Source organism: Mycobacterium sp. 852002-40037_SCH5390672 (assembly GCF_001665875.1).
In the GTDB taxonomy this organism is placed as follows: Bacteria; Actinomycetota; Actinomycetes; order Mycobacteriales; family Mycobacteriaceae; genus Mycobacterium.
Window position 1 is genome coordinate 17,433 of sequence record NZ_LZTA01000080.1, and the last position, 20,037, is coordinate 37,469.

At 68.2% G+C, this 20,037-nt stretch carries 17 protein-coding genes and 1 pseudogene; 15 read left to right on the forward strand and 3 right to left on the reverse strand.

Translation table 11 applies throughout. The features are described from left to right. The first annotated feature begins 44 nt into the window (after positions 1 to 44). From A5782_RS14005 to A5782_RS14025, 5 genes are read left to right on the forward strand one after another with little or no spacing between them, the layout of a single operon-like run. On the forward strand, positions 45 to 1,673 hold the full coding sequence (locus tag A5782_RS14005; protein ID WP_197694224.1) for an ABC transporter substrate-binding protein: 1,629 nt from the start codon (positions 45 to 47) through the stop codon (positions 1,671 to 1,673). A gap of 2 nt (positions 1,674 to 1,675) precedes the next feature. Continuing rightward, positions 1,676 to 2,602, forward strand: coding sequence for an ABC transporter permease (locus A5782_RS14010; protein ID WP_067100803.1), 927 nt, complete (start codon positions 1,676 to 1,678; stop codon positions 2,600 to 2,602). After that, positions 2,595 to 3,458 carry an ABC transporter permease gene (locus A5782_RS14015; protein ID WP_067100806.1) on the forward strand — a complete coding sequence of 288 codons (864 nt, stop codon included), beginning with the start codon at positions 2,595 to 2,597 and terminating at the stop codon, positions 3,456 to 3,458. The genes A5782_RS14010 and A5782_RS14015 overlap by 8 nt, the downstream gene beginning before the upstream one ends. Continuing rightward, positions 3,455 to 5,065 (forward strand): ABC transporter ATP-binding protein, encoded by a 1,611-nt coding sequence (locus tag A5782_RS14020; RefSeq protein ID WP_067100809.1) that lies wholly within the window; start codon positions 3,455 to 3,457, stop codon positions 5,063 to 5,065. Before A5782_RS14015 ends, A5782_RS14020 begins: the two co-directional genes overlap by 4 nt. Before the next feature lie 26 nt (positions 5,066 to 5,091). Next, complete coding sequence (locus A5782_RS14025) at positions 5,092 to 5,850, forward strand: oxidoreductase (protein WP_067100812.1); 759 nt, start codon at positions 5,092 to 5,094, stop codon at positions 5,848 to 5,850. A gap of 461 nt (positions 5,851 to 6,311) precedes the next feature. On the opposite strand, the gene A5782_RS14030 is transcribed toward A5782_RS14025, so the two are convergent. Continuing rightward, positions 6,312 to 7,169, reverse strand: a complete 858-nt coding sequence (locus A5782_RS14030; protein WP_067100863.1) for an HAD-IB family hydrolase — start codon at positions 7,167 to 7,169, stop codon at positions 6,312 to 6,314. Positions 7,170 to 7,657: 488 nt separating this feature from the next. Here A5782_RS14030 and ssd point away from each other — a divergent pair, with 488 nt between their 5' ends. From ssd to A5782_RS14065, 7 genes and pseudogenes are all read left to right on the forward strand, one after another. Then, on the forward strand, positions 7,658 to 8,722 hold the full coding sequence (ssd, locus tag A5782_RS14035; RefSeq protein ID WP_156623942.1) for a septum site-determining protein Ssd: 1,065 nt from the start codon (positions 7,658 to 7,660) through the stop codon (positions 8,720 to 8,722). Then, positions 8,719 to 9,894: a TadA family conjugal transfer-associated ATPase gene (locus tag A5782_RS14040; protein ID WP_067100819.1), complete on the forward strand. Its 1,176-nt coding sequence runs from the start codon at positions 8,719 to 8,721 to the stop codon at positions 9,892 to 9,894. Before ssd ends, A5782_RS14040 begins: the two co-directional genes overlap by 4 nt. After that, on the forward strand, positions 9,891 to 10,688 hold the full coding sequence (locus A5782_RS14045) for a type II secretion system F family protein (RefSeq protein ID WP_067100822.1): 798 nt from the start codon (positions 9,891 to 9,893) through the stop codon (positions 10,686 to 10,688). Before A5782_RS14040 ends, A5782_RS14045 begins: the two co-directional genes overlap by 4 nt. A 26-nt stretch (positions 10,689 to 10,714) precedes the next feature. Next, the gene (locus tag A5782_RS14050) at positions 10,715 to 11,284 is read left to right on the forward strand and encodes a type II secretion system F family protein (protein WP_067100866.1); all 570 of its coding nucleotides are present in this window, start codon (positions 10,715 to 10,717) and stop codon (positions 11,282 to 11,284) included. 18 nt (positions 11,285 to 11,302) lie between these two features. Continuing rightward, a complete protein-coding gene (locus tag A5782_RS14055) occupies positions 11,303 to 11,503 on the forward strand; it encodes a DUF4244 domain-containing protein (protein ID WP_067100827.1) in 201 nt (66 codons plus the stop codon). A gap of 26 nt (positions 11,504 to 11,529) precedes the next feature. Beyond that, positions 11,530 to 11,811: pseudogene (locus tag A5782_RS14060) on the forward strand (TadE family type IV pilus minor pilin); the annotation flags it as partial. Next, complete coding sequence (locus A5782_RS14065; RefSeq protein ID WP_082942923.1) at positions 11,780 to 12,154, forward strand: Rv3654c family TadE-like protein; 375 nt, start codon at positions 11,780 to 11,782, stop codon at positions 12,152 to 12,154. The pseudogene A5782_RS14060 and the gene A5782_RS14065, both read left to right, overlap by 32 nt. On the opposite strand, the gene A5782_RS14070 is transcribed toward A5782_RS14065, so the two are convergent. After that, positions 12,151 to 13,188, reverse strand: coding sequence for a PAS domain-containing protein (locus A5782_RS14070; protein ID WP_067100830.1), 1,038 nt, complete (start codon positions 13,186 to 13,188; stop codon positions 12,151 to 12,153). The genes A5782_RS14065 and A5782_RS14070 overlap by 4 nt on opposite strands. 202 nt (positions 13,189 to 13,390) lie before the next feature. Next, complete coding sequence (locus A5782_RS14075) at positions 13,391 to 15,730, reverse strand: DEAD/DEAH box helicase (protein WP_067100835.1); 2,340 nt, start codon at positions 15,728 to 15,730, stop codon at positions 13,391 to 13,393. Positions 15,731 to 16,025: 295 nt separating this feature from the next. Here A5782_RS14075 and cspA point away from each other — a divergent pair, with 295 nt between their 5' ends. The 3 genes from cspA to topA all read left to right on the forward strand — a co-directional run bounded on the left by cspA (position 16,026) and on the right by topA (position 20,033). After that, positions 16,026 to 16,229 carry a cold shock protein CspA gene (cspA, locus tag A5782_RS14080; RefSeq protein WP_007166602.1) on the forward strand — a complete coding sequence of 68 codons (204 nt, stop codon included), beginning with the start codon at positions 16,026 to 16,028 and terminating at the stop codon, positions 16,227 to 16,229. Between the two features lie 167 nt (positions 16,230 to 16,396). Beyond that, positions 16,397 to 16,996: a hypothetical protein gene (locus A5782_RS14085; RefSeq protein ID WP_067100838.1), complete on the forward strand. Its 600-nt coding sequence runs from the start codon at positions 16,397 to 16,399 to the stop codon at positions 16,994 to 16,996. A gap of 214 nt (positions 16,997 to 17,210) precedes the next feature. Then, entirely contained in the window at positions 17,211 to 20,033 is a 2,823-nt protein-coding gene (gene topA, locus A5782_RS14090) for a type I DNA topoisomerase (RefSeq protein ID WP_067100842.1), read from the forward strand. Positions 20,034 to 20,037 lie beyond the last annotated feature (4 nt).

Below are 20,037 nucleotides of genomic sequence, written 5' to 3' on the forward strand. Positions count from 1 at the left end.
CCGCCGCACGGCTTCAGGCCCTAGGGTCGGTTGTCATGCGTCGGATGCGGACCCCGTTGGCCTTGCTGGCCTCGGTTGCCGTCGCGATGCTGACGGTTGCCCCGGTGGCCGGTTGCGGTGGCGGTGCCCTCAGCCCGGATCTGGTGGTGGTCAACGGCGGGGAACCGCCGAACCCCCTGATCCCCACCGGCACCAACGACAGCCAAGGCGGCAGGATCCTCGATCGACTCTTCGCGGGACTGATGTCCTACGACGCCGTCGGAAACCCCTCGCCGGAGGTCGCCCAGTCCGTCGACACCCCCGACAATGTCAACTACCGGATCATCCTCAAACCCGGCTGGACATTCACCGACGGCTCGGCGGTGACGGCCCATTCCTTCGTCGACGCCTGGAACTACGGGGCGCTGAGCACCAATGCCCAACTGCAGCAAAGCTTCTTCAGTCCGATCGACGGTTTCGATGCCGTGGCCGGGCTGGCCGCCGACGGCAAGCCGGCGGCCACCACTATGTCGGGGCTGCGGGTGGTCAACGATCTGGAGTTCACCGTCCGGCTGAAGGCGCCCACCATCGACTTCATATTGCGACTAGGGCACAGCGCGTTCTACCCCTTGCCGCAAGCGGCATTTCGGGACATGAGCGCTTTCGGGCAGCACCCGATCGGCAACGGCCCGTACAAACTCGCCAACGGTCCGGACGGGCCCGCGTGGGAGCACAATGTCCGAATTGACTTGCGGCCCAACCCCGATTACCACGGAAATCGCAAACCCCGCAACAAAGGGCTACGGTTCGAGTTCTACGCCAACCTGGACACCGCCTACGCCGACCTGCTCTCGGGCAACCTCGATGTGCTGGACACGATCCCGTCCAGCGCGTTGACGATCTACCAGCGCGACCTGGGCGGCAATGCCGCCAGCGGACCCGTCGCCGTCAGTCAATCGCTCGATACGCCGCTGCGGCTGCCGCACTTCGGAGGTGAGGAAGGGCGACTGCGCCGATTGGCGTTGTCGGCGGCCATCAACCGTCCGCAGATCTGTCAGCAGATCTTCAACAACACCCGCAGCCCGGCCCGCGACTTCACCGCCAGCTCATTGCCGGGATTCAACCCCAACATCGCCGGCAGCGACGCGCTGGACTTCAACCCCGAACGGGCCCGACAACTCTGGGCCCAGGCCAACGCGATCTCGCCGTGGAGCGGGCGGTACGCCATCGCCTACAACGCCGACAGCGGCCATCAGGAGTGGGTGGACGCGGTGGCCAACAGCATCAAGAACGTGCTGGACATCGATGCCGTCGGTGCGCCGCAGCCCACCTTCGCCGGGTTTCGCACCCAGATCACCAACCGCACCATCGACACCGCGTTCCGGGCCGGCTGGATGGGCGACTACCCGTCGATGATCGAGTTCCTCGCTCCGTTGTACGCCACCGGTGCGGGGTCCAATGACGTCGGATATTCCAGCCGCGAGTTCGACGCCGGCCTGGCCGCCGCCGAGGCGGCTCCCGACCTGGCGCAGGCCGACGTGCTGGTCAACGTCGCTCAACGAATCCTGTTGCACGACATGCCCGCCGTCCCACTGTGGTACTACATCGCCGTGGTCGGGTGGTCGCCGGAGGTCAGCGCCGTCAAGCTCACCTGGAACGGACTGCCCGACTACGAGAACATCGTCAAGGCTTGAGAATGGGTTGGTACATCGCGCGCCGGATCGCCGTCATGGTTCCCGTTTTCCTGAGCGCCACCCTGCTGATCTACGGCATGGTCTTCCTGCTGCCCGGCGACCCGCTGGCCGCCATCGCCGGGGATCGGCCGCTGACTCCGGCCGTAGCCGCCGCGCTGCGCGCGCGTTACCACCTCGATGATCCCTTCATTCTGCAGTACCTGCGCTACCTGGGCGGCGTCGCACACGGCGACCTGGGCCGCGCCTATTCCGGGTTGCCGGTCAGTGCCGTTCTGGCACATGCGTTTCCGGTCACGATCCGGCTCGCGTTGATTGCCCTGGCCGTCGAGGCGGTGCTGGGCATCGGTTTCGGTGTGATTTCCGGGTTGCGCCAGGGCGGACTCTTCGATGCCACGGTGCTGATCGCCGGACTGATCATCATCGCGATCCCGATCTTCGTGCTGGGCTTTCTGGCCCAATTCCTGTTCGGGGTCAAGCTGGGCATCGCGCCGGTCACCGTCGGTGAACGGGCGACATTCGCGCGTCTGCTGCTTCCCGGAATCGTCTTGGGCTCAGTCTCATTCGCCTACATCGTCCGGTTGACTCGATCGGCGGTGGCCGCCAACGCGCACGCCGACTACGTGCGCACCGCCACCGCCAAGGGATTGTCACGCCCGCGGGTGGTGACGGTCCACATCCTGCGCAACTCGCTGATCCCGGTGGTGACCTTCCTGGGAGCGGACCTGGGAGCGCTGATGGGCGGGGCCATCGTGACCGAAGGTATTTTCAACATCCACGGCGTCGGCGGTGTGCTCTATCAAGCCGTCACCAGGCAAGAGGCTCCCACGGTGGTCTCGATCGTGACCGTGCTGGTGCTGATCTATCTGATCGCCAACCTGATGGTGGACCTGCTCTACGCGGCCCTGGACCCGAGGATCCGCTATGGCTGAGCACTCCGGCTTTTGGGATGAAACCTGGCGAAAGCTGCACCGCCGTCCGAAGTTCGTCGCTGCCGCCGCGCTAATCGTCCTCATTCTTCTCGTCGCACTGTTTCCCGCGTTGTTCACCCACGCCGATCCCAGTTATGCCGATCCCAGCCAAAGCTTGCGGAGTCCTTCGGGGGCGCACTGGTTCGGCACGGACCTGCAGGGCCATGACATCTACGCGCGCACCATCTACGGGGCCCGGGCGTCGGTGACGGTCGGGTTGGGCGCGACGCTGCTGGTGTTTCTCGTCGGCGGTGTGTTGGGTGCGTTCGCCGGCTTCTACGGCGGTTGGATCGACGCGCTGGTCTCCCGGCTCACCGACGTGTTCTTCGGTCTGCCGCTGCTGCTGGCCGCGATCGTGCTCATGCAGGTCCTGCACCATCGGTCGGTGTGGACGGTGATCGCCATCCTGGCTCTGTTCGGCTGGCCGCAGATAGCCCGGATCGCTCGTGGCGCGGTGCTGGAGGTGCGTGGCACCGACTATGTGCTAGCAGCTAAAGCGTTGGGGATGAGCGGGTTTCAAACGCTGCTACGACACGTGTTGCCCAACGCGGTGGGACCGGTGATTGCGATGTCCACGATCGCGTTAGGGGCCTTCATCGTCACCGAGGCCACGTTGTCCTACCTCGGTGTCGGACTGCCGTCTTCCGTGGTGTCCTGGGGTGGCGACATCAACCTCGACCAGACGCGGCTGCGGGCCGGATCGCCGATCCTGTTCTATCCCGCCGGTGCACTGGCGATGACGGTGCTGGCGTTCATGATGATGGGCGACGCGCTGCGCGACGCCCTCGATCCGGCTTCGCGGGCCAGGCGCGCATGAGTACCGCGGCATCGCCACTGTTGACGGTCGAGGGCCTGGAAGTCAGGTTCGGCGACCACGCCCCCGCGGTGGCCGGAGTGGATCTGAGCGTCCAACGCGGCCAGACCGTCGCCGTGGTCGGCGAGTCGGGATCCGGAAAATCCACCACGGCCGCCGCGATCCTCGGGCTGCTACCCCCGGGAGGCCGAATCACGGCTGGCCGCATCATATTTGACGGGCTCGACATCACCTCGGCGGATCGCCGGCTGCTGCGGTCGATCAGAGGTCGTGGCATCGGCTACGTGCCACAAGACCCGATGACCAACCTCAACCCCGTCTGGAACGTCGGCTTTCAGATCCGGGAAGCGTTGCGGGCCAACACCGATGGCCGTCAGGCCCGGCGACGGGCCGAAGAGTTGCTCGCCCAGGCCGGCATGCCGAATCCGGCGAAGCAGGCTGGTAAGTACCCGCACCAATTGTCGGGCGGCATGTGCCAACGTGCGCTGATCGCGATCGGGCTCGCGGGCCGGCCGCGGTTGCTGATCGCCGATGAGCCGACGTCCGCCCTGGACGTCACGGTGCAGCGGCAGGTACTCGACCATCTCCAGCGGCTCACCCGCGAACTCGGCACGGCGCTGCTGCTGATCACTCACGATCTGGCGCTGGCCGCCGAACGGGCCGAGTCGGTGGTCGTCGTCCATCACGGGGTAGTGGTGGAATCCGGTGCAGCACAGGCGATCCTACGAAGCCCTCAACACGAGTACACCCGGCGGTTGGTGGCCGCGGCGCCGGCGCTGACGGTCCGAAGCCGCGCGCGGGCCCACCCTCGCGCCGAGGTGTCTGACGATATTCTTATCGCCTCCGAGCTCACCAAGATCTATCGGGAAACCCACGGTGCGCCGTGGCGGCGCACCGAATTCCGCGCCGTCGACGCGGTGTCGTTTCGGCTGCGCCGCGCTGGCACACTGGCGATCGCCGGAGAATCGGGATCGGGGAAATCGACGGTGGCGCGGATGGTGCTCGGACTCTTGCCGCCCACCTCGGGCACGGTGGATTTCGGCGGCACCCGGATCGACGACGCGATGCGCCGGGACAAGCAACTGGCTTTCCGTCGTCGGGTGCAGCCTGTGTTCCAAAACCCTTACAGCAGCCTGGATCCCATGTATTCGGTCTTTCGCGCCATCGAGGAACCGCTGCGCATTCACCGCGTCGGTGACCGCAGGCGACGCGAGCGAGCGGTGCACGACCTCGTCGACCGGGTGGCCCTGCCGTCGTCGGTGCTGGACCGGTTGCCGCGCGAGCTCTCGGGCGGGCAACGGCAACGGGTGGCGATCGCCCGAGCGTTGGCGTTGCGGCCCGAGGTGCTGGTGTGCGACGAGGCGGTGTCGGCGCTCGACGTTTTGGTGCAGGCCCAGATACTCGACCTGCTGGCCGAACTGCAGGCCGAACTGGGCCTGGCCTACCTGTTCATCAGCCATGATCTGGCGGTGATCCGCCAGATCGCCGACGACGTCCTGGTGATGCGGGCGGGCCGGGTGGTGGAGCAGGCGCCGACCGAGGAACTGTTCAGCGACCCCAAGCACGAATACACCCGACAGTTGCTGGACGCCATCCCACACGTGCGCTGAATCCGACGAGGATAGGTTGTGAGGTTGTGACAGCTGATCCGCTGGCCCCCCTGATGGAACTGCCCGGCGTCGCCGAGGCCAGTGACCGCGCCCGCGACGCACTGGGTCGTGCCCACCGCCACCGCGCCAACCTGCGGGGCTGGCCCGTGACCGCCGCCGAGGCCGCGCTGCGGGCGGCGCGCGCGTCGTCGGTCCTGGACGGCGGCCCGGTTCGGCTGGAGGATCTCGCCGATGCCGGGCAGATCAGTGATCCGGTGTTCGCGGGGGCGCTTCGGGTGGCCCAGGCGCTCGAGGGCGGCGAAGGCGCCGTCGTCGCCATCTGGCGACGGGCACCGTTGCAGGCGCTGGCCCGCCTGCACGTGCTGGCCGCGGCCGAACAGGTCGACGACGAGCGGTTGGGTCGCCCGCGTGCCGATGCCGGCGTGGGGCCGCGACTGGAGTTGTTGGCGGGCTTGGTGAACGGACGCACCCAGGTGCCGGCGCCGGTGCTCGCCGCCGTCGCCCACGGCGAACTGCTGACGCTGAAGCCATTCGGCAGCTCTGACGGTGTGGTGGCACGCGCGGTGTCCAGATTGGTGACCATCGCCAGCGGGCTGGACCCACACGGACTGGGTGTGCCCGAGGTCAGTTGGATGCGTCAACCCGCGGCGTATCGCGAGGCGGCACAAAGATTCGCCGACGGTACGCCCGACGGTGTCCGGGACTGGCTGGTGCTGTGTTGCCGGGCGATGAAAGCCGGTGCGCAAGAGGCTGTGTCGATCGCCGACTCGATGTCGAACAGATAGCTGGATCGGTAGCTACGGGCCGGGAGAACGTCACCGGGAAAGCGTCCGCACAATGCAGAGCGGGCGACGTTCCGAAGGTTCGGTCCGCCGCCCGCTAGCACGGGACTCGGTTACCAAGCGTGCATCTCTGGGGTTGCGTGGGTTGGCCTCGGCGATCTCACGACGCTTATGGTTGCAGCCCCACCCAAAGGGCCGTCGACACCTTCCGCATCTTCGCAATTTCGCAGGCCCGCAACACTTCTGCCATTTTCGCGGCTATGACTCCGCGTGGGTGCCGAGCACCGTGCTGGGGGCCCGGGTCGGGAGGACGAACCTTCTCTTCCGGCTCGACCTAGGCCTCACCGGGCTTCCGTGGTTCCTTTGTACTACTAGACCCCTAGCGCAGCAAGAGCCAATTTCGCAAGATGGCCAAAGTCGTTTTGGATTTCGCGTTCAAAAGGTTTGCTGTTGGGGCGAAGGGCTCAGAACGCGTAGCGGCGCAACAACGAATACGTGACCGCGCCGGCGGCCAGCGCACTGATGCCCACCGCGGCCGTCGTGGCGATCGCGGCACCGGAGGGCGCGGGGATGCGGTCGCGCAAGGACACCGGCCGGGAGAACGAGATCACGGGCCAACCGCGTTCCACGGCTTCCCTGCGCAATCCGCGGTCGGGATTGACAACGCTGGGGTGGCCGACGGACTCGAGCATCGGCAGGTCGGTGATCGAGTCGGAGTAGGCGTAGCAGTGTTCCAGCGGGTAGCCCTCGCGGGCGGCCAGCTCGCGGATAGCTTGCACCTTGCCTTCGCCGTAGCAGTAGAACGCGATCTCGCCGGTGTACCGACCGTCCTCGACGACCATCCGGGTTGCCATCGCATGGGTGGCGCCCAGGGCCCGGGCGATGGGCGCGACGATTTCCTCCCCGGAGGCCGACACCACCACCACGTCACGCCCGCACAACTTGTGGGCTGCGATCAGGTCGGCGGCTTCGGCGAACACCAGCGGCGTCACGATGTCGTGCAGTGTCTCGTTGACGATCGACTTGACCTGTTCGACGTCCCAGCCGGTGCACATATTCGTCATGTGGGCGCGCATCCGATCCATCTGGTCATGATCGGCACCGGAGAGCAGATAGATGAACTGCGCGTAGCTGGACTTGAGCACGGCGCGGCGGTTGAGCAGGCCCTGGTTGAAAAACGGTTTGCTGAACGCGAGGGTGCTGGACTTGGCGATGATCGTCTTGTCCAGGTCGAAGAAGGCCGCCGTGCGGGCGTGGGAAGCGGTGGTTGCCGCTGAATGCTCCGGGGCTGACTGCTCCGCGGTGGGGTCGAAGACGGTCACCGACCCAGCATAGGTCGGCGGTCCCGCGAGGGCGCGATCCCGCACCGGAAATGGCCGATCAGGGGGTTCGGGGCGCGAACGGCGGAGTGTTTACGCGGCTCAAGCTGTTTTTTCCGAAGATGATCTCTTGCGTTACTCCGGCTTGTCATGTGTATAGTAAGCATTACTCGGCCTGAGCCGAGGGTGTATCAGCCCGACCCCCCGGGGCTGATGCACGACGACCCTCGCCTCCTCCCCCCCTGGCGGGGGTCGTCCCCTTTCTGGGGTCAGTTTTCCTCGCTTCGCGGCGCCAGGCACGGCTCTGGGTGCGTTGCGGGAAGCATGTCCGTCGTCGCTGGCGGCGTGCCCCGCGACGTGTTTGTGCACACTCGCGTCTCTATCCACAAATCCGCATTTGGGACTGGTGTGCCAACGTCGCGGCCCCGCACAGTGGTCGGATGGCGAGCACCTCCGGAGTTGATGCGGCGGCTTCCGCGGGTGTGTTGGCGGTGTTGGCGGAGCCCGACCTGCGCGCCGAGTTGGACCGGGTGGCAGCCGCCGCCGGTGTTCGAGTGGTGCATGCCGGTGACGGGTCTCCGGTCAGCCGCAAGAGTTGGGCGGCGGCCGCAGCCGTCGTGCTGGACGCGCGGGCCGCGCTTCGCTGCGGGCGATGGGGGCTACCGCGTCGCGATCACGTGACCGTACTGACCGTGGCCGAACCCCAGACGGAGACGTGGGCGGCTGCCGTCGGGGTCGGCGCCGGGAACGTGTTGCGGCTGCCCGAGCAAGAAGCGGACTTGGTCGGCGCACTCGCCGAAGCCGCCGACTCGTCGCGCGACGACGGGACGCGTGGCCATGCGGTCGCCGTCATCGGAGGCTGCGGCGGAGCCGGCGCGTCCTTGCTTGCGGTCGCCGTGGCCCGGGCCGCCGCGGATGCTTTGTTGGTGGACCTCGACCCGTGGGGTGGCGGTCTTGATTTGTTGCTGGGCGGCGAAACTATTCCAGGGTTGCGCTGGCCGGACCTTGCGTTGCAGGGCGGGCGGCTCAACTGGTCGGCCGTCCGCGATGCGCTGCCACGGCACCGCGGGGTCAGCGTGCTGTCCGGCACGCGTCGCGGCTACGAGCTGGACGCCGGGCCGGTGCACGCCATCATCGACGCCGGCCGGCGCGGCGCGGTCAGCGTCATCTGCGACCTCCCCCGTCGTTTGACCGACGCGACTCAAGCCGCGCTGAGCGCGGCCGACCTGGTCGTCGTGGTCAGCCGTTGTGACGTGCGCGCGTGCGCGGCGACCGGCGCACTGGCGCCGGTCCTGGCATCCATCAATCCCAATGTCGGCTTGGTGGTGCGGGGACCGTCGCCGGGAGGATTGCGGGCGGCCGAGATCGCCGATATCGCCGGCCTGCCGTTGCTGGCGGCGATCAAAGCCCAGCCGCAACTGGCCGAACAGGTCGACCGGGGCGACCTGCGGTTAGGCCGACGCTCGGCGCTCGCGGTGGCGGCCCGCCGGGTGCTCGACGTGCTGCCACCCGCCGGGGCGCGCCGGCGGGCGGCACAGAACGGCAAGGCGGCGTGAGCGGTTCGCTGATCGAACGTGTCCGCGAGCGACTGGCCGGCGAGGCCGGTCCGCTGGGGGCCCCGCCGGCAGCTTCGGTGGTGGCCGCCGCGATCCGGGCGGAGTCCGGTGGGATGCTCGGTGACACCGAGGTGCTGGCCAATCTCCGGGTGCTGCAGACCGAGCTCACCGGTGCCGGCATCCTCGATCCGCTGCTCTGCGCGGACGGGACGACCGACGTCTTGGTCACCGCACCGGATGCGGTGTGGGTTGACGACGGCACCGGCCTGCGGCGCACCGACATTCGTTTCCCCGACGAGGCGGCGGTCCGCCGGTTGGCACAGCGGCTGGCGCTGGCCGCCGGCCGCCGGCTGGACGACGCGCAGCCCTGGGTGGACGGCGAGCTGACCGGTATCGGCGCCGCCGGGTTCGCGGTGCGACTGCACGCGGTGTTGCCGCCGGTGGCGGCCGCGGGCACCTGCTTGTCGCTGCGTGTCCTGCGGCCCGCCAGCCAGGATTTGGCGGCCCTGATCGCCGCCGGGGCGATCGAGCCGGCGGCCGCCGCGCTGGTCACCGACATCATCGACGCCCGGTTGGCGTTCCTGGTCAGCGGCGGCACCGGCGCCGGCAAGACAACATTGCTGGCCGCGATGCTGGGCGCCGTACCGCCGGCCGAACGGATCGTCTGCGTCGAGGATGCCGCCGAGCTGGCGCCGCGGCACCCGCATCTGGTGAAGCTGGTCGCGCGCTGCGCCAATATCGAAGGCGTCGGCGAGGTTCCGGTACGCCAGTTGGTCCGGCAGGCGTTGCGGATGCGGCCCGACCGCATCGTGGTCGGCGAGGTAAGGGGCGCCGAAGTGGTGGATCTGCTGGCCGCGCTGAACACCGGCCACGACGGCGGAGCGGGCACCGTGCACGCCAACAATCCCGGTGAGGTGCCCGCTCGCCTGGAGGCATTGGGCGCGCTCGGCGGTCTCGATCGTGCCGCACTGCACAGCCAACTCGCCGCCGCCGTGCAGGTGCTGCTGCATGTCGAGCGCGACCGCGCCGGCCGGCGTCGACTCAGCGAAATCGCTGCGCTGCAACGTGATCACGGGCAGGTGCGGGCGGTCACCGTTTGGCATGCTGATCGGGGGATGACGGACGCCGCCCCGCAGCTGCAGGCCTTGCTGCACAGCCGGATGCCGGCGTGAACGGTCCGCTGGCCGGCGCGCTGCTGTTGTCGCTCGCGCTCATCGTCGTCCGGCCTTCGCCGCGACGACGACTGTCGGCGTCACGGCACCTCCGACTCCCGGCGGTCGGGCTGCGTGGGGCGGCCTGCGCCACTGCCGGTATCGGCTGCGCCGCCGCTATCGTGCTGCCGCTGACAACCGTCCTGTGCATCGCGGTCGTGGGGGCGACCGCGGGTCTGCGTTATCGGCGCCGCCGGCGCATCCGGCATGCCACAGCCGAGGGTCACGCGCTGCACACCGCGCTCGAGGTGCTTGTCGGCGAATTGCGGGCCGGCTCGCATCCGGTGCGCGCGTTCTGCGTCGCCGCCGACGACACCGCCGGGGCGGTCGCGGTGTCGCTGCGTTCGGTGGCGGCGCGGGCCCGCCTGGGTGCCGACGTCTCGGCCGGCCTGGCCGCGGCCGGCCGCTCCTCGGTGCTGCCCGCGCATTGGGAGCGCCTCGCGCTGTGCTGGCGGCTGGCCAGCGACAACGGGTTGGGAATAGCCACACTGATGCGCGCCGCCCAGCGCGATATCGCTGAGCGGCAACGGTTCTCGGACCGAGTGTCCTCGAGTATGGCCGGCGCGCGTGCAACCGCGACGATACTGGCCGCGCTGCCGGTGCTCGGCGTGCTGCTGGGACAGCTGATCGGAGCCCGGCCGCTGGGCTTCTTGCTGAGCGGGCAGGCGGGCGGGTGGTTGTTGCTCATCGGCTCAACGCTGGCCTGCGTCGGTCTGCTGTGGTGCGATCGCATCGCCGATCAGGTGGCCTCGTGAGCGCGCCGGCGGCAGCGCTGCTGGCGATGGCGCTGTGGATCGGTCCCGGTCCGTCGCTGGTGCGAAGCCGCGCCGGGACGCCGGTGCGCGGCCGCCGGCTGAGCGGGAGCCACCCGGCGTCGGCGCGCGGCCCGGACCCGCTGGCGGTCGCCTCCTGTCTGGATGTGCTGGCCGTGTGCCTGGGGGCGGGCATGGCCGTGTCGACCGCCGCAGCGGCCGCCGCGCCGTCCGCGCCGCCGGATCTGGCCAGGGTGCTGCGCCGCTCCGCCGACCTGCTCGCGCTTGGTGCCGATCCCGCAGTCGCATGGTCCATTCCGTCCGGTTCGCGGCACTCTGCCGACCCGCAGATCGATGCGTTGTTGCGGTTGGCCCGGCGTTCGGCATCCTCGGGCGCGGCGCTGGCTGGTGGCGTCGCGGCGTTGGCTGCGGAGTCTCGCCACGACGCCGGGCACGCGGCGACCGCGGCCGCCGAGCGGGCCGGCGTACTGATCGCCGGACCGCTCGGTCTGTGCTTCCTGCCGGCGTTCGTCTGCCTGGGCATCGTGCCGGTGGTGGCCGGTTTGGCCGGTGATGTGCTGCAGTCGGGCCTGCTGTGAAAAGAGAGGAAGTCATTGATGATCAACATGTTTCGCGAGTTCTCCGCACGTCTCGCCGTGCTGGCCGCCGACGAGTCGGGCATGTCAACGGTCGAGTACGCCATCGGAACCATCGCGGCGGCCGCGTTTGGCGCGGTGTTGTACACGGTCGTCACCGGAGATTCCATCGTCTCGGCGCTGACCAACATCATCGGTCGTGCGCTCAACACCAAGGTGTAGCCGGTGCCAGCACCGTTGAGGCGGCCCTGGGCATCGCCTCGCTGGTTGTGGTGTTGGTGCTGTGCCTGGCCGGTGTCACCGCGGTATCGATGCAGGTGCGCTGCGTCGACGCGGCCCGTGAAGCCGCCCGGCTGGCGGCTCGCGGTGACGAGCGCTCCGCCGTGGCCGCCGCGCGCCGGGTCGCGCCCGCCGGTGCGCGAGTCGATCTGCACCGCGACGGGGGGTTCCTGGTGGCCACCGTCGTCGCGCATTCGAAGTTGTTGCCCACCATCGACATTGCCGCTAAAGCGGTCTCGGCCGCCGAGCCGTCGCGATGATGGGGGCTCGGCCACTCTGGTCGCGACCTGGATGATCATGGTGCTTCTGACGGTGACCGGAGCCGGCGCGTACCTGGGCTCGGCGGTGGTGGCACGCCACCGAGCGCAGGCGGTGGCCGATCTGGCCGCGTTGGCCGCCGCGGCCCGACTGAGCTCCGGGCCGGATGCTGCCTGCGCCAGTGCCGCGGGTGTGTCCCGCCGGATGCGGGTCGACGACATCCGCTGTGTGGTCGAGGGTCTCGATGTCGTCGTCACGGCGCGGGTGGCGGTCGCCTATGGCGGCGTGGCGAGCGCCGCCGCACGGGCGGGGCCGGTGACCGGGGAATTCGACTAGGGCGCGGCGCCGGGGTCGGGCGACAATCCCGCGGTGGCCAGTTCGTCATCGGTGGGCAAGCGCAGGGAAACCAGTCCCGCGTACGTATCCGGTTCCAGTTCCACCCGGTTGACGGTGACATGCACCGGCACCCACTCCCCGTCGTTGCCGGGCATCCGCAACACCCGGCTGGTGGCGCCCCCACTGAATTCCCTTGTCATGGTGGACATCGAGTCCTGGTCGTCAGGGTGGACCCGGGGTTTGCCCGTCTCGCCGCTGCGCCAATCGTAAAAAGTGCAGGGCTCGTCGAGCCATTTCAGCAGGGACCAGGTGTTGAGGTCGATGAGCGCGCGGTGCACCCCGGCCTGAGCGAGACCGCTGAGGATTCGTTGCGCCAGATCATCGGTCGACACCTCCGGACCCTTCAGTTCGGATTGCCAGTTGATCGCCCGCGCCACCAAGTGCTCCCGGCCATCAGCTCCCGGTTCCAGAACCGTGCGCGCGACAAAACCTATCCGGATCGACTCTCCCCGCCAGTCGGTGAGATCCCAAGTGCTGCACAGTGTTTGGTCAGGTCTGGCTTTGACGGCCATGGCCAGCACCTTGGTTTCGTTCGGGTTGAGTTCACGCGACGGGAGGTCCTCGGCGAAAGCCCTGCCGAAGGTTACTTCGACCTCGGGATTCTTGCCGCTGTTGATCAGCGATTCGCGGGTGTCGGTGGCCACGCCGAGAGTCAGATCCCACTTCAGTGGTCCCGGGGTCGGCCGCTCGGGCGGTTCGGCGTCGGCGGGGCCGGTCCAGACGTGCACGCCGTGAATGAATCCGTCGGACATCACCACCGGTTCGGTGCGAATGATGCGGTCTCGCTTGGGAGTGATGCTGGTCAAGGCCTGGGCGGTCTGCACCGACTCGGCGATCGCGGTGCGAACCGCGGCGAGATAGGGACTGCGGCGCAGGAATGTGGTGATAGGGACGAGATTTTTGAGTTGGCGGCCCTGCGCCACAACGGTGGGTTCCCCCCCGAGTGTCTCCACGAGCAACCAGTCGTGGGCCATGCGGACGATTTTACGGTGAGCAGATCGATCGATGGGAGTGCGGGTGGACGGGCGGGCCCGTCGGGGCCTTGGTACTGGCGCACGCCTCATCGTTTCCGGTCCGGTGCGACAGCACGCCGCCATTCCTTGGGCAGCAGGAAATGCGTTCTTGGCCTGGGCTTCACAACACAAATCCAGCGGGTCGACCCCCTAGGGTCGGTCGTCATCCGCCGGGATTGCTCTCCCGTGGCCCCTGCGCCAACTCTGTGAGGACCAGCCTCAGCACCAGCACCGCGCCCGCTTTATCAAGCGGGTCGTTGCCGTTGCCGCACTTGGGGGACTGCACGCACGACGGGCAACCCCTGGGGCACTCGCACGCCTCGATGGCGGCGGCTGTCGCACCCAGCCAGGTGCGGGCCTGACGATAGCCCCGTTCGGCGAATCCGGCGCCGCCCGGATAGCCGTCGTACACGAAGACGCTGGGCAGCCCGAGCGGGTCGGGCCCGACGGCGGTGGACAGACCGCCGATGTCCCCGCGGTCGCAACTGGCTACCAGCGGCAGCAGTCCGATCGCCGCATGTTCGGCGGCATGCAATGCTCCCGGGATCCGGGTCGCCTCAATACCCTTGCGCTGCAACGCATCTTCGGTGATGGTGTACATCACCGCCGTGGTGGCCAAGGTGTGTTCGGGCATGTCCAGTTCGATGAAGTCGATCACCTCCCCGGAGAGCCGGCGGCGCAGATACCCCACCACCTGATGTGTGACCCGGACCGGCACCAGACCCAGCGTGACCGGCCCGAACGTCAACCGCTCGCCGGTACCGGTGACGGTGATATCGGTGATCTCGCGCGCGAAGGTCGCGTAACCGGGGTCCTCGGCGTGAACGAACGCGATGCCTTCCCCGGCGTCCAGCGAGTCCACCACGTAGCTCTCGCCCTGATGCAGATACACCGCGCCGGGATGGACCGAAGCCGGCGCCTGACCGGCGCCGGCGCTGCCCAGCAACCTTCCGGTCTCAGCCTCCACGATGACGATCTGGCCGCCCGCTGAGCCCCGGATGTCCACCGCGGCATGCGGTTCCAGGCCCGGCACCGGAAAGTACTTTCCGGTGCGCCGCCGCAGCAGCCCGTCATCGACCAGGCCGTCAGCCACCTCGGTCGCGCCGAGGGCGCGCACCTCGGCCTCGTCCAGGGGTAGTTCGGTTGCCGCGCACAGCAGCTGCGGACCCAGGATGTAGGGGTTGGCCGGATCGATCACGACCCGCTCGACCGGCTTGTCCAACAGTGCGGCGGGGTTGTGCACCAAATACGTATCCAGCGGATCGTCACGGGCGATCAGCACCACCAGCGCGCCCTGACCGCGTCGCCCGGACCGGCCGGCCTGCTGCCAGAACGAGGCGACCGTGCCGGGGAAACCGGCGAGCACCACCGCATCCAGTCCGGCGATGTCCACCCCCAACTCGAGCGCATTGGTGGTGGCCAGGCCGCGCAACCGGCCCTCGGCCAGCGCACGCTCCAGCGCGGTGCGGTCCTCGGCGAGGTAACCGGCCCGGTACGACGCCACCGTCCGGGACAGCTCAGGAGCGATGTCGCCCAACCTCGCCTGGGCGCCGAGCGCGGTCAATTCCGCGGCGCGGCGCGACCGCACGAACGTCAGCGTCTGAGCGCCCTCGGCGATCAGGTCGGCCATGACCCGCGCCGCCTCAGCACCGGCGGAGCGACGCACCGGCGCGCCGTTCTCGCCGGTCAGGTCGGCGCGCAGCGCGGGTTCCCACAACACCACGGTCCGGGCGCCCTGGGGCGAGCCGTCCTCGGTGACCTCCTCAACCGGAAGCCCGATGAGTTCGGCGGCCGTCGCGCCCGGTGAATCCGTTGTCGCGCTGGCGAAGATCACCGTCGGCGACGACGAATAGCGCGCGCACAGCCGCAGTAGGCGGCGCAGCACCATCGCCACGTTGGAGCCGAAAACCCCACGGTAATAATGACATTCGTCGACCACCACGAATCGCAGACCGCGCAACAGGACACCCCAGCGGGCGTGATTGCGCAATATCGACAAATGGATCATGTCGGGATTGGAGAACAACCACCGCGAACGTTCCCGCGCGAAGCGTCGGACCTCGCCTGGGCTGTCGCCGTCGTAGGCGGTGGGCGCGACGTCACGCAGCCGGGGAATCGCCGCGGTCAGTGCGTGCGCGGCGCGCAATTGGTCGTGGCCCAGCGCTTTGGTCGGCGACAGGTAGAGCACCCGCGCCCGCGGGTCGGTCGCCAATGCGTTGAGGACCGGAAGCTGATAGGCCAGTGACTTGCCCGACGCGGTACCCGTGCTGAGCACCACGTGACGGCCCGCGTACGCCAGGTCCGCGGCCGCGAACTGATGTGACCACGGCGATTTGATCCCGCGGTCGGCGAACGCGCTGACCACGTCGGACTCGGCCCAGGCCGGCCAGGCGTGCGGCCGGCCGCTGCGCGGTGGCAGTTCGGCGACATGACGCAGCGGATGCTCGTCCAACGCGGTTCCGGCGAGTGCGGCGGCGAGCAGGTCACTGCCGAAACTCGCCATCTCACTCCCTCCGGGATCCGATTGTGAAATTGGCCAAGGATTAGCCCTCGCATTGGCCTTCGAATCGGTGGCAGACACAAGTCTGTCGCCGACGCGATGAACATGGTTGACTATTTGCGGTCGCAGCTTCTGTGTTCGTGTCACACTTTCGCAGGATCGACGTTGCGGCCGCGGTTCCTGCGAGGTTAATCGGTCGGGTGAAGTTCCGGCGACTCAGCGAGGTATGGCGGTCGTACCCGGCCCGGGGCATCGAAAAGCGATGCCCCGCACCCAGAAGAAAAGGAAAGATCGAGAGATGCCACAGGGAACTGTGAAGTGGTTCAATGCGGAGAAGGGGTTCGGGTTCATTGCCCCCGAAGATGGTTCCGCGGATGTGTTTGTCCACTACACGGAGATCCAGGGTTCGGGCTTCCGCACCCTCGAAGAAAACCAGAAGGTCGAGTTCGAGATCGGCCACAGCCCTAAGGGCCCCCAGGCCACCGGAGTCCGCTCCGTCTAGACAAGAGCAGACCTGAACGGATCCCCCCGCGCAGACCCGCCCAGCGGGTTCAGCCGGGGGGTTTCCTATCTCGCTGGCGCAACCAGGTATATGCATCCCGCCCGGCCCGGGCCGCCGCGCCGATTGCTTCGAGACGCGGATGGGTCCCCTGGCCTACTGTCGGTGGCGTGAGCCAGCTTTCCTTCTTCACAGCGGAGTCGGTGCCGCCTGCGGTTGCCGATCTTTCCGGGGTGCTGGCGGCGTCCGGGCAGATCGTTACCGTCGGTGCTACCGGTGAGAATCACGTTGCGGGTGCTCGGCTGTCAGTGGTCGTGGATCAGTCCTGGCGAGCCTCGGCGCTCGCCGAGATGATCCGAGAGGCAGGTCTGGTCGCCGAAATCAGCCGGACGGACGAGGACACCCCGTTGGTGCGCACGGCGGTGGACCCCTCGTTGAGCACGCTGGCCACCGAATGGACGCGCGGTGCGGTCAAGACCGTGCCGCCGCGCTGGCTGCCCGGGCCGCGTGAGTTGCGGGCGTGGACGCTGGCGGCCGGAAACCCGGAGGGCGAGCATTACCTGTTGGCATTGGACCCCCACGCGCCGGACACGCACTCGCCGCTGGCGTCGGCCTTGATGCGCGTCGGGATTGCCCCCACCCTGATCGGCACCCGTGGTGGTCGGCCGGCGCTGCGGATCAGCGGACGCCGCAGGCTATCGCGCCTGGTAGAGAATGTGGGAGAGCCGCCCGACGGCCCCGAGGCGTCCTCGCGGTGGCCGCGAGTTTAGCGGGGAGATTGCGCCCCGAACTGCGCCGGCTTTTCGGCGTTTTCGCGAATGTCAGTTTGCGCAGGCGCGCCCAAGGGTGCGAAATTGTCAGGTGCCGCAGGGCGAAGGAACGGTCGCGTACCTGAATTTCACCGGAATTTTCGATGCCGACCTGTCATTCTTCCTGCAGGTGGTCTCGCAGGGGGGACCAATCATGGATGGAGCGTAAGGGCAGTTGGCTGACCCGAAACTGAAGGACACCAGCAGCGGCGGGAATGGCAGCCGCCGGCGACTCGTGATTGTCGAGTCGCCCACCAAGGCGCGCAAACTGGCCGGCTACCTGGGCTCCAGGTACATCGTCGAATCCTCGCGCGGCCACATCCGCGACCTGCCCCGGGCCGCCGCCGATGTGCCGGCGAAATACAAGTCGGAGCCCTGGGCCCGCCTCGGGGTCAACGTCGACGCGGACTTCGAACCGCTGTACATCATCAGCCCCGAGAAGAAGAGCACGGTCACCGAACTCAAGGGCCTGCTCAAAGAAGTGGACGAGCTCTATCTGGCCACGGATGGTGACCGCGAAGGCGAAGCCATCGCCTGGCATCTGCTGGAAACCCTCAAGCCGAACATTCCGGTCAAGCGGATGGTGTTCCACGAGATCACCGAGCCGGCCATCCTTGAGGCCGCCGAAAACCCCCGCGACCTGGACATCGACTTGGTCGACGCGCAGGAAACCCGGCGCATCCTGGACCGGCTGTACGGCTACGAGGTCAGCCCCGTGCTGTGGAAGAAGGTCGCGCCCAAACTGTCGGCGGGCCGGGTCCAATCGGTGGCCACCCGGATCATCGTGCAGCGCGAACGCGACCGCATGGCGTTTCGCAGCGCGTCCTACTGGGACATCGTGGCCCAGCTGGACGCGAGCGTGTCCGACCCGCAGGCCTCACCGCCCACCTTCACCGCCCGCTTGACCAGTGTCGACGGCCTGCGCGTGGCGGCGGGACGCGACTTCGACTCGTTAGGTCAGCTGCGCAAGGCCGACGAGGTAACCGTGCTGAACGAAGCGCAGGCGACCGAGCTGGCCGCGGGCCTGCGTGGGGCCCAGCTCAGCGTCGCGTCGGTGGAGGAGAAGCCCTACACCCGGCGCCCCTACGCGCCGTTCATGACCTCGACGCTGCAGCAGGAAGCCGGCCGCAAGCTGCGCTTCTCCTCCGAGCGCACGATGAGCATCGCTCAACGGCTCTACGAAAACGGCTACATCACCTATATGCGTACCGACTCCACCACGCTGTCGGAGTCGGCCATCAACGCTGCGCGCACGCAGGCCCGCCAACTCTACGGCGCGGAATACGTGTCCCCGTCGCCGCGCCAGTACACCCGCAAGGTGAAGAACGCCCAGGAGGCCCACGAGGCGATCCGCCCCGCGGGTGAGACCTTCGCGACCCCGGACGCGGTGCGCCGCGAACTCGACGGCGACGAATTCCGCATCTACGAGCTGATCTGGCAGCGCACGGTGGCCTCGCAGATGGCCGACGCCCGCGGCACCACCCTGAGCCTGCGGATCAACGGCCAATCACGGGGGGCGCAGACCCCAAGAGAGGTCGTGTTCTCGGCCAGCGGACGCACCATCACCTTCGCGGGCTTCCTGAAGGCTTACGTGGAAACCGTGGACGAATTGGCCGGCGGCGAGGCCGACGACGCCGAGAGCCGGCTCCCGCAGTTGACGCAGGGCCAGCGGCTGGACGCCATCGAACTCACTCCCGACGGCCACGCCACCAACCCCCCGGCGCGCTACACCGAGGCATCGCTGGTCAAGGCGCTCGAAGAGCTGGGCATCGGCCGCCCGTCGACGTACTCGTCGATCATCAAGACCATCCAGGACCGCGGCTACGTGCACAAGAAGGGCAGCGCGCTGGTGCCCTCCTGGGTGGCGTTCGCCGTAACCGGTTTGCTGGAACAGCATTTCGGTCGCCTCGTCGACTACGACTTCACCGCCGCGATGGAAGACGAGCTCGACGCGATCGCGTCGGGCCAGGAGCGCCGCACCGACTGGCTCAACAACTTCTACTTCGGCGGCGAGCACGGGGTGGCCGACTCGGTGGCCCGCTCCGGCGGACTGAAGAAACTCGTCGGCGTCAACCTGGAAGGCATCGACGCTCGAGAAGTCAACTCCATCAGGCTCTTTGACGACGAGCAGGGCCGGGCGGTCTACGTCCGGGTGGGCAAGAACGGGCCTTACCTGGAACGCATGGTGACCGGCGACGACGGTGAGCCCAAGCCGCAGCGGGCCAACCTGAACGACTCGCTGACCCCCGACGAGCTGACGCTGGAGGTGGCCGAGCAGCTGTTCGCCACGCCGCAAGAGGGTCGCGTGCTGGGGGTCGACCCGGAAACCGGTCACGAGATCGTCGCCAAGGACGGCCGGTACGGGCCATACGTTTCCGAGGTTCTGCCCGAGCCCCCGCCCGACGATGACGGCAGTGCCGCACCCGCGAAGAAGGGCAAGAAGCCCACCGGCCCCAAGCCTCGCACCGGTTCGCTGCTGCGCACCATGGACTTGCAGACCGTCACGCTCGAGGATGCGCTGCGGCTGCTCTCGCTGCCGCGGGTGGTCGGTGTCGACCCCGCTACCGGTGAGGAGATCACCGCGCAGAACGGCCGCTACGGTCCATACCTGAAGCGCGGCACCGATTCTCGCTCGCTGGCGACAGAGGAGCAGATGTTCGACATCACCCTCGAGGACGCGCTGAAGATCTACGCCGAGCCCAAACGTCGCGGCAGGCAGGGCGCCGCCGCGCCGCCGTTGCGTGAGCTGGGCGCCGACCCCGCGACGGGCAAGCCGATGGTGATCAAGGACGGCCGGTTTGGTCCGTACGTCACCGACGGTGAGACGAATGCCAGCCTGCGCAAGGGCGACGACGTGGCCTCGATCACCGACGAGCGCGCCGCCGAACTGCTGGCCGATCGCCGGGCCCGCGGGCCGGTGAAGCGCCCCGCCAAGAAGGCCACCCGCAAGGCCCCGGCCAAGAAGGCGGCGGCGAAAAAGGCCGCCAAGCGGAGCTGACCCG

What these genes read in the sequence shown, in the direction of transcription:
- A5782_RS14070 (WP_067100830.1), bottom strand. Translation starts at nt 13,188, where the DNA reads ATGGCCCACGACTGGTTGCTCGTGGAGACACTCGGGGGGGAACCCACC.
- A5782_RS14075 (WP_067100835.1), bottom strand. Translation starts at nt 15,730, where the DNA reads ATGGCGAGTTTCGGCAGTGACCTGCTCGCCGCCGCACTCGCCGGAACC.
- A5782_RS14010 (WP_067100803.1), top strand. Translation starts at nt 1,676, where the DNA reads ATGGGTTGGTACATCGCGCGCCGGATCGCCGTCATGGTTCCCGTTTTC.
- A5782_RS14015 (WP_067100806.1), top strand. Translation starts at nt 2,595, where the DNA reads ATGGCTGAGCACTCCGGCTTTTGGGATGAAACCTGGCGAAAGCTGCAC.
- A5782_RS14055 (WP_067100827.1), top strand. Translation starts at nt 11,303, where the DNA reads ATGATCAACATGTTTCGCGAGTTCTCCGCACGTCTCGCCGTGCTGGCC.
- A5782_RS14005 (WP_197694224.1), top strand. Translation starts at nt 45, where the DNA reads ATGCGGACCCCGTTGGCCTTGCTGGCCTCGGTTGCCGTCGCGATGCTG.
- cspA (WP_007166602.1), top strand. Translation starts at nt 16,026, where the DNA reads ATGCCACAGGGAACTGTGAAGTGGTTCAATGCGGAGAAGGGGTTCGGG.
- A5782_RS14050 (WP_067100866.1), top strand. Translation starts at nt 10,715, where the DNA reads ATGGCGCTGTGGATCGGTCCCGGTCCGTCGCTGGTGCGAAGCCGCGCC.
- A5782_RS14020 (WP_067100809.1), top strand. Translation starts at nt 3,455, where the DNA reads ATGAGTACCGCGGCATCGCCACTGTTGACGGTCGAGGGCCTGGAAGTC.